Origin of the sequence: Microtetraspora malaysiensis, assembly GCF_050947145.1 — a bacterium.
In the GTDB taxonomy this organism is placed as follows: Bacteria; Actinomycetota; Actinomycetes; order Streptosporangiales; family Streptosporangiaceae; genus Microtetraspora_A; species Microtetraspora_A malaysiensis.
In genome coordinates this window covers 2,052,848-2,069,321 of the sequence record NZ_CP191998.1, presented here as the reverse complement: position 1 = coordinate 2,069,321, position 16,474 = coordinate 2,052,848, and the positions used below count along the sequence as shown (strand labels likewise).

The 16,474-nt window shown below is 73.7% G+C and carries 16 protein-coding genes; 12 read left to right on the top strand and 4 right to left on the bottom strand.

Annotated features, from left to right (window positions below):
* Positions 1-129: 129 nt before the first annotated feature.
* Positions 130-702, top strand: a complete 573-nt coding sequence (locus ACQP1V_RS10070; RefSeq protein ID WP_433421275.1) for a MarR family winged helix-turn-helix transcriptional regulator — start codon at positions 130-132, stop codon at positions 700-702.
* Here ACQP1V_RS10070 and ACQP1V_RS10065 read toward each other — a convergent pair.
* The gene (locus ACQP1V_RS10065) at positions 694-1,392 is read right to left on the bottom strand and encodes a gamma-glutamyl-gamma-aminobutyrate hydrolase family protein (protein ID WP_433421272.1); all 699 of its coding nucleotides are present in this window, start codon (positions 1,390-1,392) and stop codon (positions 694-696) included. The genes ACQP1V_RS10070 and ACQP1V_RS10065 overlap by 9 nt on opposite strands.
* A 103-nt stretch (positions 1,393-1,495) precedes the next feature.
* Here ACQP1V_RS10065 and ACQP1V_RS10060 point away from each other — a divergent pair, with 103 nt between their 5' ends.
* From ACQP1V_RS10060 to ACQP1V_RS10035, 6 genes are read left to right on the top strand one after another with little or no spacing between them, the layout of a single operon-like run.
* Positions 1,496-2,950: an aldehyde dehydrogenase gene (locus tag ACQP1V_RS10060; protein ID WP_433421269.1), complete on the top strand. Its 1,455-nt coding sequence runs from the start codon at positions 1,496-1,498 to the stop codon at positions 2,948-2,950.
* Entirely contained in the window at positions 2,943-3,884 is a 942-nt protein-coding gene (locus ACQP1V_RS10055) for a 3,4-dihydroxyphenylacetate 2,3-dioxygenase (RefSeq protein WP_433421266.1), read from the top strand. The genes ACQP1V_RS10060 and ACQP1V_RS10055 overlap by 8 nt, the downstream gene beginning before the upstream one ends.
* Entirely contained in the window at positions 3,884-4,729 is an 846-nt protein-coding gene (locus tag ACQP1V_RS10050) for a fumarylacetoacetate hydrolase family protein (protein ID WP_387413082.1), read from the top strand. Before ACQP1V_RS10055 ends, ACQP1V_RS10050 begins: the two co-directional genes overlap by 1 nt.
* A gap of 20 nt (positions 4,730-4,749) precedes the next feature.
* Complete coding sequence (locus tag ACQP1V_RS10045) at positions 4,750-4,938, top strand: ferredoxin (RefSeq protein WP_066950081.1); 189 nt, start codon at positions 4,750-4,752, stop codon at positions 4,936-4,938.
* Between the two features lie 5 nt (positions 4,939-4,943).
* Entirely contained in the window at positions 4,944-6,134 is a 1,191-nt protein-coding gene (locus ACQP1V_RS10040) for an NAD(P)/FAD-dependent oxidoreductase (protein WP_433421262.1), read from the top strand.
* 14 nt (positions 6,135-6,148) lie between these two features.
* Positions 6,149-7,582, top strand: a complete 1,434-nt coding sequence (locus ACQP1V_RS10035; protein ID WP_433421259.1) for an aminobutyraldehyde dehydrogenase — start codon at positions 6,149-6,151, stop codon at positions 7,580-7,582.
* On the opposite strand, the gene ACQP1V_RS10030 is transcribed toward ACQP1V_RS10035, so the two are convergent.
* Positions 7,569-8,858 (bottom strand): phosphoribosyltransferase family protein, encoded by a 1,290-nt coding sequence (locus ACQP1V_RS10030; protein ID WP_433421256.1) that lies wholly within the window; start codon positions 8,856-8,858, stop codon positions 7,569-7,571. The genes ACQP1V_RS10035 and ACQP1V_RS10030 overlap by 14 nt on opposite strands.
* 168 nt (positions 8,859-9,026) lie before the next feature.
* Here ACQP1V_RS10030 and ACQP1V_RS10025 point away from each other — a divergent pair, with 168 nt between their 5' ends.
* Positions 9,027-10,454: an SWIM zinc finger family protein gene (locus ACQP1V_RS10025; protein ID WP_433421253.1), complete on the top strand. Its 1,428-nt coding sequence runs from the start codon at positions 9,027-9,029 to the stop codon at positions 10,452-10,454.
* Here the strand turns inward: ACQP1V_RS10025 and ACQP1V_RS10020 are convergent.
* Positions 10,433-11,776, bottom strand: coding sequence for an SDR family NAD(P)-dependent oxidoreductase (locus ACQP1V_RS10020; RefSeq protein ID WP_433421250.1), 1,344 nt, complete (start codon positions 11,774-11,776; stop codon positions 10,433-10,435). The two genes, ACQP1V_RS10025 and ACQP1V_RS10020, sit on opposite strands and share 22 nt — an antisense overlap.
* A 169-nt stretch (positions 11,777-11,945) precedes the next feature.
* On the opposite strand from ACQP1V_RS10020, the gene ACQP1V_RS10015 reads away from it, so the two are divergent.
* Both ACQP1V_RS10015 and ACQP1V_RS10010 read left to right on the top strand, forming a co-directional pair.
* Positions 11,946-12,569: an alpha-ketoglutarate-dependent dioxygenase AlkB gene (locus ACQP1V_RS10015; RefSeq protein WP_433421247.1), complete on the top strand. Its 624-nt coding sequence runs from the start codon at positions 11,946-11,948 to the stop codon at positions 12,567-12,569.
* 191 nt (positions 12,570-12,760) lie between these two features.
* Positions 12,761-13,279, top strand: coding sequence for a hypothetical protein (locus tag ACQP1V_RS10010; RefSeq protein WP_387413068.1), 519 nt, complete (start codon positions 12,761-12,763; stop codon positions 13,277-13,279).
* Positions 13,280-13,334: 55 nt separating this feature from the next.
* Here ACQP1V_RS10010 and ACQP1V_RS10005 read toward each other — a convergent pair whose 3' ends face one another.
* Entirely contained in the window at positions 13,335-14,864 is a 1,530-nt protein-coding gene (locus ACQP1V_RS10005; protein ID WP_433421243.1) for an alpha/beta hydrolase, read from the bottom strand.
* Positions 14,865-14,974: 110 nt separating this feature from the next.
* Here ACQP1V_RS10005 and ACQP1V_RS10000 point away from each other — a divergent pair, with 110 nt between their 5' ends.
* Both ACQP1V_RS10000 and ACQP1V_RS09995 read left to right on the top strand, forming a co-directional pair.
* The gene (locus tag ACQP1V_RS10000) at positions 14,975-15,523 is read left to right on the top strand and encodes an RNA polymerase sigma factor (RefSeq protein ID WP_433421240.1); all 549 of its coding nucleotides are present in this window, start codon (positions 14,975-14,977) and stop codon (positions 15,521-15,523) included.
* Positions 15,520-16,428, top strand: coding sequence for a hypothetical protein (locus ACQP1V_RS09995; RefSeq protein ID WP_433421234.1), 909 nt, complete (start codon positions 15,520-15,522; stop codon positions 16,426-16,428). The genes ACQP1V_RS10000 and ACQP1V_RS09995 overlap by 4 nt, the downstream gene beginning before the upstream one ends.
* Positions 16,429-16,474: the final 46 nt, after the last annotated feature.

Here is a 16,474-nt window from a genome sequence, read left to right as displayed (position 1 = left end):
GCGATCTGCCCGCTCACCGGCCCGACCACTGGAATTCATGAGATCGTTTGAGTGCGTACGACCTGCCGTTTGGCGGATCGTACGTGTACAAATGAAACCGGCGCAAGACTTGACATGAAAGGAGTCGGGGTGCCCGCGCACTACTCGCTCTCCGAAACCGAGGAGGCGGTGAAGCGCAGGTTGGGGCCGATTCCGGTCCGCAGGGAGGCGCTCGCCGCGGTCTCCAACCTGTATCGCGCGGCCGCCGCGGTCCGGCAGCACCTGGAGAACTCGGCGCTCCGGTCGGCCGACCTCACCTGGAGCGCGTTCGTCGTGCTGTGGGTGGTGTGGATCTGGGAGGAGATCGAGACGCGGTACGCCGCGGCCGAGGCGGGCATCTCCAAGGGCACCCTCACCGGCATCATCAAGACCCTGGAGTCACGCGGCCTGGCGGAGCGCCGCCAGCACCCCGACGACGGCCGGCTGGCGCTGCTGCGGCTCACCCCCGAGGGGCTCGCGCTGATGGAGAAGCTGTTCCCCGCGTTCAACGACGAGGAGTCGTTCGTGGTCGGCGCGCTCGACGCCGAGGAGTCCCTGCACCTCGCGGACACGCTGCGGCGGATCGTCACGCATCTGGAGGAGCACGGCGAGGAGCGCAGGGAGAACCTGCGCCGGGAGTCCCCCGCGCCGCCGCGCCGCGGGGGACGCCGCCGGTCAGACTGAGCGGGCCGCCGCGACCAGGCCGTCGAAGATCCGCTGGTTGACCGGGTCGGTCGCCGCGGTGTCCTCGGGGTGCCACTGGACGGCGAGGAACCATCCCTTACGCGCGGCCGGCTCGGCGGCCTCGATCGTGCCGTCCTCGGCGTGCGCGACGGCCTCCAGGCCCTCCCCCAGCGACGACGCGCACTGGTGGTGGTAGCAGGACGCCTCGATCTTCTCCGCCCCGGCCACCTCGGCCAGTAGCGAGCCGGGCCGTACGCGCACCGGGTGCACGACGTGGCGGTGGTCGGGCTCCATGTGCTGCACCAGCCGCCCGCCGAGGGCGACGTTGACGACCTGCAGGCCCCGGCAGATGGCCAGGGTCGGCATCCCGGTGGACAGCGCGTGCCGGGCCGCCGCGAAGTCGAAGGCGTCCTGCTCGGCGTCCACGTCGTAGACGCTCTCGTGCGCCGCGTCCTCGCCGTACGCCGAGGGGGAGAGGTCGCCTCCGCCGGGGAGCAGCAGGCCGTCCGCGACGGCGAGCCGCGCGGCGGCCTCGTCCGCGCCCACGGGGTGCATGAGGAAGGCCTCGCCGCCGGCGCGGTGGACGGCGTCGGCGAGCGCCCGGGCGGTGACCACCGCCGAGTAACGGAGCGCGGACGTTGTGGCGGCGAACCGCGAGGGAATCGCGATGATCGGCCGGCGGTCGGGCATCCCAGCCTCCTTGCAGTTGTTTGACTCCAAACGATAGCGGCATATTGACTGGCCGGGAGAGCGCGACCTAAGTTGTTTGGGACCAAACGAGCTGGAGGAGCGGATGGCCACTGTCGGGGATGTCACGATCCAGGAGGACCACTGGATTGGAGGCGCACGGGTCTCCTCACCTGCGACGTTCGACGACGTCTCGCCGATCGACGGGCAGGTGATCGCGCGCGTCGCACGCGGCGGCGCGAAGGAGGCCGAAGAGGCGGTCCGGGCCGCGACCAAAGCGTTCCCCGCGTGGGCCCGCACGAGCCGTGAGGAGCGGGCGCGGCTGCTGCACGCGATCGCCGACGGAGTCGAGAAGCGGCTGGACCAGCTCGCGATCGTGGAGACGACCGACAACGGCGCCCTGCTGCGGTCGCACCTGCGCGGCGTGATGCCCCGGGTGGCGCACAACTTCCGCTTCTTCGCCGACTGGCTGGTCGGGCTCGGGCACGACGACTTCGAGACCCGCGGGCACCGCAACCACGTCTCCTGGGACCCGGCCGGCGTCTGCGCGCTGATCACCCCGTGGAACGCGCCACTCATGCTGGCCACCTGGAAGATCGCCCCGGCGCTCGCCGCCGGTGACACGGTCGTCCTGAAGCCGGCCGAGTGGTCCCCGCTCACCGCGTCGCTGCTCGCCGAGATCACGGTCGAGGCCGGGCTGCCCGACGGCGTCTTCAACGTCATCCAGGGGTACGGCGAGGAGGTCGGCGCCCCGCTGGTCGCCCACCCCGACGTACGCCGGATCAGCTTCACCGGCTCGGTGCCCACCGCCCGCCGCATCGCCCGCGCCGCGGCGGCCAACCTGACCCCGCTGTCGCTGGAGCTCGGCGGCAAGTCCCCGCTGATCGTCTTCGCCGACGCCGACCTCGACCTCGCCGTGAACCTCGCGGTCGAGCAGTACGACAACGCCGGGCAGGTCTGCCTGGCCGCGACCCGGCTGCTCGTCGAGGAGAGCGTCGCCGCCGAGTTCACCGAGCGTTTCGTCGCCAAGGCGAGCACGCTGCGCCAGGGCGACCCGCGCGACCTCGCCACCGACATCGGCCCGAACATCCACCGCGAGCACGTCGAGCGGATCGACGGGTTCGTCCGGCGGGCCGTCGCCGCCGGGGCCACCCCCGTCATCGGCGGCGGACCCAACACCGACCTCGGCGGGCTGTACTACCGGCCCACGCTGTTCACCGGCGTGGCCCCGGACAGCGAGATCGTCAACGAGGAGGTCTTCGGACCGGTCCTCACGCTCCAGACGTTCCGCACCGAGGACGAGGCCGTCGAGATGGCCAACTCCACGAAGTTCGGCCTGGCCGCCACCCTCGCGACCGGCTCCCGCGAGCGGGCCGACCGCGTCACCGAACGGCTGGTCGCCGGCACTGTCTGGGTCAACTGCTTCTTCGTCCGCGACCTCCAGGCCCCGTTCGGCGGCGCACGTCAGTCGGGCGTCGGCCGCGAGGGCGGCGACTGGAGCTTCGACTTCTACTGCGACGTCAAGAACACCGTCACCGCGCCGGGAGGCTGGAATGGGTGAGATCGTCGGCGCGGGCATGCTCGCCCACGCGCCCACCATCATGCTGCCCCCGGAGGTCCGCAAGGAGCTCAACGAGGGCAAGGAGATCAGCATCGTCCCCGGGCTGGAGCGCCTGCGGGAAGAGGTCTTCGAGACCCTCGACTACGACACCGTGATCGTCTTCGACTCGCACTGGGCGACCACCGTGGAGTTCGTGGTCACCGCGCAGGACCGGCGCTCCGGGCTCTTCACCTCGGAGGAGCTCCCGCGCGGCATGTGCCGGATCCCCTACGACTTCCCCGGCGACCCCGAGCTGGCCCGCCTGATCGCGGCCCAGCAGGAGAAGCACTCCACCTGGATCACCGCGATCGACGACCACCATCTGCCGATCTTCTACGCCACGGTCAACCTGTGGAAGTACCTCGGCGTACCGGGCAAGCGGTGGATCTCGATCGGCATGTGCCAGACCGCCGAGACCGAGGACAACCTCCGCCTGGGCCGTGCGGTCGGCGAGGCCGTCGCGGCAAGCGACCGCAAGGTCCTGCTGATCGCCTCCGGCGCGCTCTCGCACACCTTCTGGCCGCTGCGCCAGCTGCGCGCCCACGAGGCCAGCGACCCCGTGCACGTCTTCTCCCCCGAGGCGCGGGCCGCGGACGAGGAGCGCATCGCGTGGATGCTGGCCGGCGAGCACGCCCGCCTGCTCGACACGATGCCCGACTTCTACCGCTTCAAGCCCGAGGCCAGGTTCGGCCACTACCTGATGATGGCCGGGGCGCTCGGCGAGCACGACTTCACCGCGCCCGGCCGGCAGTACAGCGACTACGAGAACGCCACGGGCACCGGCCAGGTGCACGTCTGGTTCGACCGGCCGGAGGGCGGCTTCACCGCGCCCCGGGCGACCGACAGCTCGGGTGACCCGTACCCCTACCCGTTCACCCTCGAAGGGACCCGTTGATGCCCGAGTACCGCAGGATCCTCCTGGACGGCGCCGCCACCCAGGTGCGCCGCGAGGGCGACGAGCTGGTCAGCGCCGACGGCCGCGTGGTGGGCGTCGAGGACGCCGTCCACCTGCCGCCGTCCGTGCCCAGCAAGATCATCGCTGTCCACCTGAACCACCGCAGCCGGGTCGAGGAGTTCATGACCTCACTGCCCCCGGCGCCGACGTACTTCCACAAGCCGACCTCGGCGCTGAACGGGCACAAGGGCGCGATCGTCCGTCCCGAGCGGTGCGAGTACCTCAACTACGAGGGCGAGGTGGCCATCGTGATCGGCCGCACCGCGCGCAACATCTCGCCGGACGAGGCCGGGGACTACATCGCCGGCTACACGGTGGGCAACGACTACGGCCTGCACGACTTCCGCGACACCGACGCCGGCTCGATGCTGCGGGTGAAGGGCTCCGACACGCTCTGCCCGCTCGGCCCCGGCCTCGTCACCGACTGGGACTTCCGCGGCAAGCGGCTGCGCACGTACGTCAACGGCGAGGTCGCCCAGGACGGCTCCACCGACGAGATGGAGTGGGACATGCACTACCTCGTCGCCGACATCGCCCGCACGATCACGCTCTACCCGGGCGACGTGCTGCTGTCGGGCACCCCGGCCAACTCGCGGCCGGTCCAGCCGGGCGACGTGGTCGAGGTCGAGGTCGAGGGCCTCGGCACGCTGCGCAACCACGTGGTCCAGGGACCCGCTCCCATCCGTGACGACTGCGGCGCCCAGCCGACCGAGTCGGAGGAGGTCCTCTCCACCGCGTTCGGCGGCGACTGGGAGTTCCGCGGCATTCGAGCCCCGAAGCGCTAACCATCACAAGGAGTTCCACCATGAAGGTCGTCGTCGACATGGACGTCTGCAAGGACCACGGGCAGTGCGTCTTCTCCGCCCCCGAGGTCTTCCAGATCAACGAGAACGGCCGGCTGGTCTACGTGGCGGAGCCCGACGAGTCGCTGCGCGACGCCGTCGAGGAGGCCGCCGACGTCTGCCCGCTGCAGGCCATCACGATCGAGGACTGAACGCGATGAGCCGGCGCATCCTGATCGCGGGCGCCTCGATGGGCGGCCTGCGCGCGGCCGAGCGGCTGCGCGCCTCCGGATTCATGGGAGAAATCGTCGCCGTGGGCGACGAGATCCACATGCCGTACAACCGCCCGCCGCTCTCCAAGGAGGCCCTCGCCGCGGAGGTGACCCACGAGGCGGTCGCGTTCCGGCTGCGCCCGGCCGTCGCCGACGTGACCTGGCGGCTCGGTGTCCCGATCGCCTCCGCCGACCTCGACGCGGGAGCCGTACGGCTCGCCGACGGCGCGGAGCTGGCCTACGACGGCCTGGTGGTCGCCACCGGGATGCGGCCGCGGCGGCTGCCCACGCCGGGCCCGGCCCGGGGCAGGCACGTGGTGCGCACCCTCGACGACGCCCGCGCGCTGCGCGGCGACCTGGGCCCCGGCGCTCGGGTGCTGGTGGTCGGGGCCGGATTCATCGGATGCGAGGTCGCCGCGACGGCGCGGCTCCTCGGCGCCGACGTGACCGTGGTCGCGCCGGAGGCGGTGCCGATGCGCCGCCCGCTCGGCGACGATCTCGGGGCCGCCCTCCAGCGCCGCCACGAGCGGCACGGCGTCCGGTTCCTGCTGGGCCGTACCGTCGCGGGCTTCCTCGGCGCGGACCGGGTCACCGGGGCCGAGCTGTCCGACGGCACCCGCCTCGACGCCGACGTCGTCGTGGAGGCGGTCGGCTCGGCGTCCAACACCGAGTGGCTCGACGGCAACGGCCTCGACCTGTCCGACGGCGTGCTGTGCGACAACGCGCTGTGCGTCGAGGGGCGGGCCGGCGTGGTCGCGGTGGGCGACGTGGCCCGCTTCCCCAACCCGCGCTACGACGGCGTGGCGCGGCGGGTCGAGCACTGGAGCATCCCGACCGACACGGCCAAGCGCGCCGCGGTCACACTGCTCGCCGACCTCGCGCTGGGCGCGGCCGACCCGGCGCCGTTCGCGCCGCTGCCCACGTTCTGGAGCGACCAGTACGACCTGCGGATCCAGTCGTTCGGCGCCCCGGCACTCGGCGCGGACGACATCCGGGTCCTCGACGGCGACCTCGACGGCGAGGTCGTGGTCGGCTACCACGACGGCGGCGCGCTCGTCGGCGTCGTGCTGATCGGCCTCCCGTCCGCCGTCGCGCGCTACCGCGCCGAGCTGATGCGCGCCCCTGCGGCCGCCTGACCCCAGGAGGACCGATGGACCCGCTGGACACCCTCCGCAACGTGGTCGCCGGGGAGAGCCGCGGCCCGCTCTCCGGCGCGTGGATGGACCTCGTCGATCCCTCGACCGGGAAGGTGTACGCCCGGGCCCCGCGCTCCGGCGCGGAGGACGTCGCCGCGGCCGTGGCCGCGGCGACCGAGGCGGGCCGCTCCTGGCGGCGCACCACCCCGGCCGAACGGCAGCGCCTGCTGCTCGACCTGGCCGACCTCCTCACGGCCGAGCGGGACGCCCTGGCCGACGCCGAGGTGCGTGCCACCGGCAAGCCGCGCGGCACCGCGCTGCGTGTCGACGTGGACGGGTCGATCGACGCGATCCGCTACTTCGCCGGGGCCGCCCGCGTCCTGGAGGGGCTCGGCGGCGCCGAGTACGCCGAGGGCCACACCTCGTTCGTCCGGCGGGAGCCGGTCGGCGTGGTCGCCCAGGTGACGCCGTGGAACTACCCGCTGATGATGGCCGCCTGGAAGATCGGACCGGCGCTGGCCGCCGGGAACACGCTGGTCATGAAGCCGTCGGACACGACGCCGGGCTCGACCGTGCTGCTCGGCGAGCTGTGCGCGCGGATCCTCCCGCCCGGCGTGGTCAACGTCGTCTGCGGCGACCGGGACACCGGCCGGGCGCTGGTCGAGCACCGCGGTGTGGAGATGGTCGCCATCACCGGCTCCACCCGGGCCGGCGCCGAGGTGATGGCCGCGGCCGCCGCCGACCTGAAGGACGTCCACCTGGAGCTCGGGGGCAAGGCCCCGGCCGTGATCTTCGGCGACGTGGAGCTCGCGGCCACCGCCCGGTCGATCGCCGAGGCGGCGTACTTCAACACCGGGCAGGACTGCACCGCCGTGACCCGCGTCCTGGTCGAGGAGCGGATCCACGACGCGTTCACCGCCGCGCTGGCCGAGGCCGCCGCGTCACTGACCGTCGGCGCCCCCGACGAGGAGGGCGTCTTCTTCGGCCCCTCCAACAACGCCGCCCAGCTCGCCCGGGTCGCCGGGTTCGTCGAACGGCTGCCCGGGCACGCCCGCGTCGTCACCGGCGGCGTCCGGCTCGACCGGCCCGGCTACTTCTTCGCCCCCACCGTCGTCGCCGGGGTCCGGCAGGACGACGAGATCGTCCAGCAGGAGATCTTCGGCCCGGTCGTGACGGTGCAGCCGTTCGCGAGCGAGGACGAGGCGATCGAGCTGGCCAACGGCGTGGACTACGGCCTCGCCGCCAGCGTGTGGACCAGGGACACCGGCCGGGCCATGCGGCTGACCGCCGCGCTCGACTTCGGCGCGGTGTGGGTCAACTGCCACCAGGTGATCCTCCCGGAGATGCCACACGGCGGCTTCAAGCACTCGGGCACCGGAAGGGACCTGTCCCGGTACGGCTTCGACGCCTACACCCGGATCAAGCACGTGATGATCAGCCACGCCTGACCGGCGCAGCGAAGTGCCCGGCGAACCAGTCGCGGGCCAGTTCGGCCACGGCCTCGAGCGCGCCCGGCTCCTCGAACAGGTGGGTCGCGCCCGGCACGATCCGCAGCCGGTTCTCGCAGCGGAGCCGCTGCTGGGCCCCCTGGTTGAGGCCGAGCACCACGTGGTCGTCGCCGCCGACGATCAGGAGCGTCGGCGCGCGCACGGCCGGCAGCCGCTCCCCCGCGAGGTCCGGCCGACCGCCGCGTGACACGACCGCGGCGATGTCCGCGTCCGGCTCCGCCGCCGCCCACAGCGCGGCGGCGGCGCCGGTGCTCGCCCCGAAGTACCCGAGCGGAAGGCCCCCGGCCTCCGGCCGGCCCCGCAGCCAGCGGGTCACCGCCAGCAGCCGGTCGGCCAGCAGGCGGATGTCGAACACGTTGGCCCGGTCGATCTCCTCGTCCGGGGTGAGCAGGTCGAACAGCAGTGTGCCCAGGCCCTCCCGGTTGAGCGCCGCCGCCACGTAGCGGTTGCGCGGGCTGTGCCGGCTGCTGCCGCTGCCGTGGACGAACACGACGATCCCGCGCGCCCCCTCCGGCACGGTCAGCCGGCCCGCGAGCGGGACGCCCGCCGCGTCCGCCTCGACCTCGCCGCTGAACCCCGTCGGCCGCATGGCCCGGTGCAGCAGCTCCACCACCTGCTCGTCGCTCGTCTGCGGGAAGTCGTGGTACCAGGCCCCGATCGCGTACAGGTCGCGCGGCGTCTGCAGGCACACCACCTCGTCGGCGTCCTCGCGCAGCGCGTCCATCGTGTCGGGCGAGCCCACCGGCACCGCCAGCACCACCCGTTTCGCCCCCTGGGCCCGGGCGACCCGGCACGCCGCGCGCGCCGTCCCTCCCGTGGCCACGCCGTCGTCCACGACGATCACCGTGCGCCCGGCCGACTGGACCCGCGGCCGTCCCCCTCGGAACCGGGCCGCGCGGCGGGTCAGCTCCTCGCGTTCGGCCTCCTCCACCTTGGCCATCTGCTCTTTCGTGACACCGGCCAGCCGTACGATGTCGGGGTTCAGGACGCGCACGCCGCCCTCCCCGATCGCCCCGAAGCCGAGCTCCGGCTGGTACGGCACACCGAGCTTGCGCACCACGATCACGTCGAGCGGAGCGCCCAGCGCCCTGGCCACCTCGTACGCCACCACGACGCCGCCCCGGGGCAGCCCGACCACGACCGCGTCGGCGCCCCCGAGCCGGTCCCGGAGCCGCTCGCCCAGGCGGGTTCCGGCGTCACGCCGGTCAGCGAACACGACCACTCACCTCCCTTGTGTGAGGGTCCTCACGTTCGCCCTGCCCCCACATCGCGAACCGATGCCGCCGAGCGGCCGACTCCGAAACAGGCCGGCCTCCGCCCGCGCCCCACCAGGCGAAACGCGGGTCCCCCGGTTTTGTCGGAGGTGATCTCTACTCTCGCCGCCATGACGAATGCCGTGCAGGCGTATTCCTACGCCGGACCCTCCACGCTCAGCGAGGGCCACCTGGGGTTGTCGACGTCCGGTGGCCGCACCACGCGCGGCCTGCTCGATCATCCGCGGTTCTTCAGCGGCGTGGTCACCCAGGCGGCCGCGGCGGCGGCCGGCCTGCTCGCCGTCGCCGACGTGGCGCTGACCCGCTACCACCAGCCGCGTCCCGGCTGGAGCCGCGACCCCGTGGTGACCTGCGACGGAGACCGGCTCAGGTTCGAGTCGTTCTCCGCGTGCGGCGGCGTCTACGCGCGGCTCGACATGCTCGGTCCCGCGCTCGACGGCGAGGTGGTGGACCGGGGCACCACCAACGTCGACGTCAACCTCCCGCTGCGTGAGGCGCTGGCCCGGGTGGGCGCCCGCGACCCCCTGCACCTCGGCGTCGGCCGGGACGAGCTGACCGTCACCACGCTCGACGGGGCCGTCGTGGAGAAGAAGGTGCCCCTGCCCGAGCGCTGGCTGCGCGGCTTCGCCGAGGTGCAGGTGATCGCCTCGGGGTTCGACCTGCGCGCCGAGGTGTCCGGCCCGCACGCGGTGCGGTTCCTGCGCGGCCTGCCCAAGAGGAACACGACCGTGTGGGCGGCCCCGGCGGGGCGTGAGCTGCGGCTCACGTCCGCGCCCGCGCCCGGCGCCGTGTGCCTGGCCGGCCCGCACCGGCTCGCCACGATGCTGCCGCTGCTGCGCTTCGCCCGCTCCCTGCGGGCGTACGGCCCGGCCGCCACGACCGCGTCCCGGGCGTGGAGCGGCGACGCGGTGGCGGCAAGCGCCTGGGAGCTGGAGCTGCCCGGCATGCGCTACACGCTGGCGATCTCACCGGAGGCGTGGCGCGGCTTCTCCGGCGAGGGCGCCGTGCTCGCCGATCTGGCCACGGACGAGGCGGCCGACGACGCCGACGTGATCGGCATGCTGCTCAACTTCGAGCCCGCCGTCGAGGTGGGGCTGCTCGCCGAGCGCTCCGGCCTCCCGCCCGCCCGCGTCAAGGCCGCCCTCACCCAGCTCGGCGTCGCCGGGCGGGTGGGATACGACCTGGCCGAGGCCGCCCACTTCCACCGCGAGCTGCCCTACGACCGCGACCACGTGCGCGGGCTCAACCCCCGGCTGGTCTCCGCCCGCGCCCTCGTCGAGGCGGGCGCCGTACGGGTGACGGGTGACAGCGCCGAGGTGACCTCGAACGGATCCGTCCGCCAGGTGCGGCTCGGCGAGGACTCCTGCACCTGCGACTGGTGGTTCGACCACCGCGGCTCGCGCGGCCCATGCAAGCACGTCCTCGCCGCCCGGATCGTCGCCGCCCGCGACAAGCGGGGGCCGGGCCTCGCCGTGGATCTGGACGGCACGGACCTGGACGCGGACCTCACCGGGGGTCACCACGGAGCCGCCACGTAGTCCTTGAGGAAGACCCCGTGGACCGGATGCCCAGACTCGCCGCGCACGATCGGGTCGTAGACGCGCGCCGCCCCGTCGATCACGTCGAGCGGAGTTCTCCGGTCCAGCGACTCACGCTTCGGTAGGGGGTTCTCGTCGGTGATCCACCCGGTGTCCACGCTGCACATATGGATCCCCTCCTTGGCGAGGTCGGCGGCGCTGGTGCGGGTGAGCATGTTGAGCCCTGCCTTGGCCATGTTGGTGTGGGGATGCCGTCCGGTCTTGTCCGCGACCGTGAACTGCCCCTCGACCGCCGACACGTTGACGACGTACCGGCGGGGCGCGGGCGCGGCGCGCAGCAGCGGCAGCAGACGGTCGATCAGCAGGAACGGCGCCACCGCGTTGACGAGCTGCACCTCCAGCAGCTCGGCGGCGTCGATCTCGCCGATCCGCGCCGACCACGAGTTACGCGGCGAGAGATCGGGCAGCAGGCCCGACACGTCCGGAAGCCGCGGGCCCTCCCGAGGTGAGACCGCGCCGCCGGAAGCCGCGTCACCGGAACGCGTGTCGCCTTCGGAAACCGCGCCTTCGTCGGGGACCGGTGAGAACCCGGGCGGCGACCACGCGCCCGGCGGGAGCCCGGGGCGTTCCCCCTCCAGCAGGGCCGCGTACGCCGAGGGGAGGCGGCGCAGCGTCTGGGCGGCGTTGTTGATCAGGATGTCCAGCGGCTCGCCGTCCGCCGTGAGGTGGTCGGTGAGGGCGATGACCTGGCGAGGGTCGCGCAGGTCCATCCCCACGATCCGCAGGCAACCCGGCCAGTCCCCGGCCTCGGCGAACCGGCGGGCGGCGTCCCTGGGGAAGCGGGTGGTCACCGTGACGTGGGCGCCGTCGCGGAGCAGCTTCAGCGCGACGTGGTGGCCGATCTTGACCCGCCCGCCGGTGACCAGCGCCCGCCGCCCCGTCAGGTCCGTCCGGGCCGTCCTGCGCGCCTTGTTGGACGCCGCACAGGAGGGGCAGAGCCGGTGGTAGAAGCCGTCCACCCGGTCGAAGCGGCTCTGGCAGACGTAGCACTGCCGAGTCGTGCGCAGCCGGCCCGGGGCCCCTGGCTCTTCGCGGACCGGAGCGTCGGTCACGCGGTCCCGCGCGCCCATCGCGGTGGCGGCGAGCACGGCGGCGTCGGCCTGCGCGGAGGCACGCCTGCGCGCCCGCCTGCGTGCGCGCTTGCCGTCCCGCACCAGCGTGTGGGCGGCGAGCTCGACCCTGATCCGATCAGGGTGGTCGAGCGGCAGCGCGCGCATCTCGCCGAGCAGGCGAAGCAGCGCGGAGACCGCTTCCTGGTCCACGTTCCTCCCTCACGAGGCCCGGCCGGATTCGTACCGGCGTCCTCCTCCACGTCGATGAGGCGCGACGGCCACTGCGCTATGGACCCCGCGCGGTGTAGATCAGCAACCTATCGGACAGATCATCACATCGGGAGCCATGATCGAACAGATGTTTGATTAGACTGAGGGAGTGTTCTTCCAGAGTTCGCTGCTGGACTGCGGCGACGAGATCGGGCCGGGCCCGCTTGGGTCGTCGGTGAGGCGGACGGTCCTGGACCACGGGGCGTGGATCGACGTCCGGCCGGGGTGGATCTCCGGCGCGGACGCGCTGTTCGAGCGGCTGCTGCACGCGGTGCCGTGGCACGCCGAGAGGCGGCACATGTACGACCGGGTCGTGGACGTGCCCCGGCTGCTCTGCTTCTACGACGAGGGCCGCCCCCTCCCCGACCCCGCGCTGGACGAGGCGAAGAAGGCGCTGGACGCCCACTACGCCGCCGAGCTGGGCGAGCCGTTCCGCACCGCCGGGCTGTGCCTGTACCGCGACGGCAGGGACAGCGTGGCCTGGCACGGCGACACCATCGGGCGCGGGAGCACCGAGGACACGGTGGTGGCGATCGTCTCGATCGGGGCGCCGCGCTCCCTGCTGCTGCGCCCGCGCGGCGGCGGGCCGACGCTGCGCCACGAGCTGGGCCACGGGGACCTCATCGTCATGGGCGGGAGCTGCCAGCGCACGTGGGAGCACGCGATCCCGAAGACCGCGCGGCCGGTCGGACCCAGGATCAGCGTCCAGTTCCGCCCGCACGGGGTCCGCTGACAGTACGTCGACACATCAGACGGCGGCCGGTTCTGGCGACGTCCGATCGTCGACCGGCTCTGGTTCGCGCTGGGCCTCCCGCGCGCGGGCCGGCCGTTGTACCGTCCTTGGGGCCGCCCGGCCGATCATTGCCCGGTCGTCGGCCGCCGCACCGGGCGGCTCCTGACCGAACTCGGGAGGACGGAACATCGATGTCGATTCGGCTGATCGGCGCCAACCCCGGCCTGACGGTGTCCGACGGAGGGCGGCGCGTGGCGTTCGCCTCCGTCTGGCGCGCCGACTGGTCGCAGGCCGGGAGCGGCAGGGCGGTCGTGCTGTGGCACGAGGGCCGCACCAGGGCGCTGGGCCCCGACCCGGCGCTGGCCCGCTGGCTGGCCGAGGAGTTCACCCGGCACTTCCCCGAGGTGGCGGGCCTGCCCTGGCCCGAGCCCGAGGTCACCGTCGCACCGGTGGTCATGGAGCTGGACCTCACCGTCGGCCTGCGGGCGTCGGCGGCCGACGTGACCGTGACCATCGACGGGCCCCCGCTGGAGCGGCGCGCCTTCCGTGTCGAGGACTTCAAGCTCGGTGGGGTCCCGCATCTGCTGACCAACGTCTACATGCCCTGTCCGGCGGGCACGCTGGCTGTCGGCGGCATCCCGGTGGTTGGGGACGCGACGCACGCGTTCCTCGCCGACGCCGAGGTCTGGAGCGGCCCGGCCTCCAGGTGACCGTACCGGTTCAGTGGATGCCGCCGAACGGGACCTGTACCAGCGTGACCGAAACTCAGGACGCCCGGCCCGCCTGCGCCGGGTCCGCCGGGCAGGCCGTCGAGGCGGGCGGAGTGAGGTCGGTCAGGTAGGTCACGGCCGCCGTCATGGCGCACCTGTTGTGCATCGGCCACGCGGCGTGTCCGTCGCCGTTCCAGCGGACCAGCGTGCTCCCGGGGAGCCGCCGGTGGACGGACTCGGCCCAGCGGCGCGGCGTGGCGACGTCGTGCGCGCCGGAGAGGATCAGCGGCGTGACCGTGGCGGGCACCCGCCAGGCGTGCGGGGTCCAGCGGGCCGGCCGCGGCAGCCCCGCGCAGCCGGACACGATGTCCCACATCTCGGAGGCGCCGTGCAGGCTCGGCCCACGCCGCTTTACTGCGTCGGCCAGCCCGACCAACGCGTCGGGGCGTACGCGCGGCACGTCCTGGCAGATGATGGCGCGGTAGCGCGCGTACTCGTCCCGCACTTGGTAGCGGGACAGCGAGGTGAGCGTGGTGGCGTCCCCCTTGTCCGTCGCGTCCCGGATGCCCGCGGCGAGCATGCCGTCGACGAGGGGCGTGTTCAGCCCGTCGTTGACGGCGAGCCGGAGCTCCTCGGCGGTCACCGCCCGGCCGCCCGCGCGCACCTCGCCCCGCTCCGCCCGCGCGTACATGCGGCGGAGCTCGGCGGTGACGTCCTTCCCGCGCAGGACGCACGCCTCGGTCGCCGCGCACCTGGCGGCGAAGCGGGCCAGGCCGTCCTGGACGGCGGCGGCCCCGTCGAGGACGAGCCGCGCGGCCGGCAGGGAGCGGTCCACGACGCCGTCGAGGACGAGGGCGCGGACCCGGCTCGGATAGCGCTCGGCGTAGGCCTGGGCGAGCATCGTGCCGTACGAGACGCCGAGGAAGCTGATCGTGGGCTCGCCGAGCGCCGCCCGGACCGCGTCGAGATCCCTGGCGACGGTGTCGGTGTCGAGGTGGGCGGCCAGCGGGCCGGTCCGCTGAAGGCACGACGCGGCGAACGCGGAGTTCGCCGCGACCAGGCCGCGCACCTCGGCCCGCGTACGGGGGAAGCGCGACACCTCGGGATTAACCGGATCGGCGCACGCGACCGGCGTGCTGCCCGGCACGCCCCGCGGGTCCACGCCGACGACGTCGAACCGGTCGAGCAGGGCGGGCGGGAGCCAGACCTCCGCCCAGCCCTTGCGCGCGGCTATGTCCGCGGCGCCCGCGCCGGGACCGCCGGGGTTGAACATCAGCACGCCGACGCGGCGGGCCTGGTCACGGGCCGGCCGTACCGCGATCCGCACCTGGGCGGTGCCGGACGCGGACGGGTGATCCCAGTCGGTGGGGACGATGACGGTGCCGCAGCGGGCGCCCTCGTCCGGCGGGTCGCAGGGGACCCAGGAGACGGCCCGGGCACCGGCCGGTGACGAGGCTGCTGGTGATGGGGCCGCTGCGGCGGGGAACGCGGGCAGGCAGAGGAGCGCGGCGAGTGCGGCGAGCGACGCCCGGCCGCCCCGGACGCGGAACGCGGAAGATCGTGCGATGGCACGAGGGATTCTCATGCCGCTGGGTTCCGGGAGGCCCGCGCGGGTTCAGTGTGACTTGAATCACCTGAGCTCCCCGCGTTTTGCGGTGAACCCGCGGGTCCGGAACAGTACCCATGACGATGGACATGACGGATCTGGACCTGTTGCGGCTGGTCAGCCGGGGTGACGAGCACGCCTTCGAGGCGTTGTACACCCGGCACGCGGCGGCGCTCCTGGCGTACGCCGAAGGGCTCCTGAGCGAGCGCGGGCCGGCCGAGGAGGCGCTCCAGGAGACGTTCATCGCCGTGTGGCGCGGCGCCGCGTCGTTCGAGGAGCGGTCGCTGGTACGCACCTGGCTGTTCGGCATCTGCCGCCGCCAGGCGCTCAAGCGGATGCGCGGCCACCTGCCCGCGCCGCGCCCCCTCGACGACGCGCTCGACCTGCCGTCGTCCGAACCGGGCCCGCAGGCCGTGGCGCTGGCGCGAGCCGACGCCGCCGCGGTCGCCGCGGCCCTGGGGACGCTGGCGCCGCTCCACCGCGAGGTCTTCGACCTCGCGTTCGCCGCCGAGATGTCGCATGCGGAGATCGCCGAGGTGCTGGGCATCCCGGTCGGCACAGTGAAGAGCCGCCTGTTCAACGCCCGGGCCGCGCTGGCCCGGGCCCTGCCTGTCGTGGTCGAGGAGGCCGGCCGATGAACCATCCCACCGAGCTGCTGCCGGACTACGCCGCCGGCGTCCTGCCCGACCCGGCCGCCGTGGCCGCCCATGTGGAGGCGTGCGCCGAGTGCGCGGCCGAGACCGAGTCGTGGCGCAGCGTCCGTACGGCCGTCACGGAGCGGGCCGCCGCGGTGGCCGCGCCCGCACCGGCGATCTTCGCCGCCATCCGCGCGCGGATCGGGTCGGCCGGGTCGGCCGCCAGCACCCGCCTGGTCCCCCGGTACGGCGGCACGCTGGGAGAGCGGCCGTGGCGGCGGGCCGCCGGCCTGTTCGCCCGCCAGCGGACCCTGATCAGATGGCCGGTATGGGTGGTCTCCGCGGCCGCCCTCGTGCTCGGCGGCGTGATCGCCGCCCGGGTCTCGTCGCTGGGGCTGGCGCCGCACGCGCTCGCCACCGTGATCCCGCTCGCCGCGGCGATCGCGGTGGCGGGGGCGTGCGGGACGGAGCGGGAGCCGGTGGGCGAACTGCTCGCGGCCACGCCCACCTCGCCCAGGGTGGTGCTGCTCGCCCGCCTGACGCTGGTGCTCGGCGTGATCGTCACGGGCGGCCTGCTCGTCACGCTCGCGCTCACCCCGTTGCAACCGGTCGCGAGCGCCCTCGGCCTCGTGACCGCATGGTTCGGCCCGCTGGTGCCGCTGTCCGCGCTCAGCTTCGCGCTGTCGGTGCTGTGGCGGCCGTCCGTCGGCGTCGGGGCGGCGATGGCGCTGTGGCTGCTCCGGATGATCGCGACGACGGGCGAGATCAACCGGGCGGTGGCGGCCGCGGTCGAGCCGCTGTGGTCGCCCGGCTCCGGCGTCCTGGTGGGCGCGGCGGCGCTCGTCGCGGTGACGGTGCTGCTGTCGCCACGCCTCCCGCGTGGAGCCGCGCGGGGGGCCGGCTTCTGAACCGGAACAAAATTCCGGTGAACCGGTCCGGCCCGGCCGGTACCCA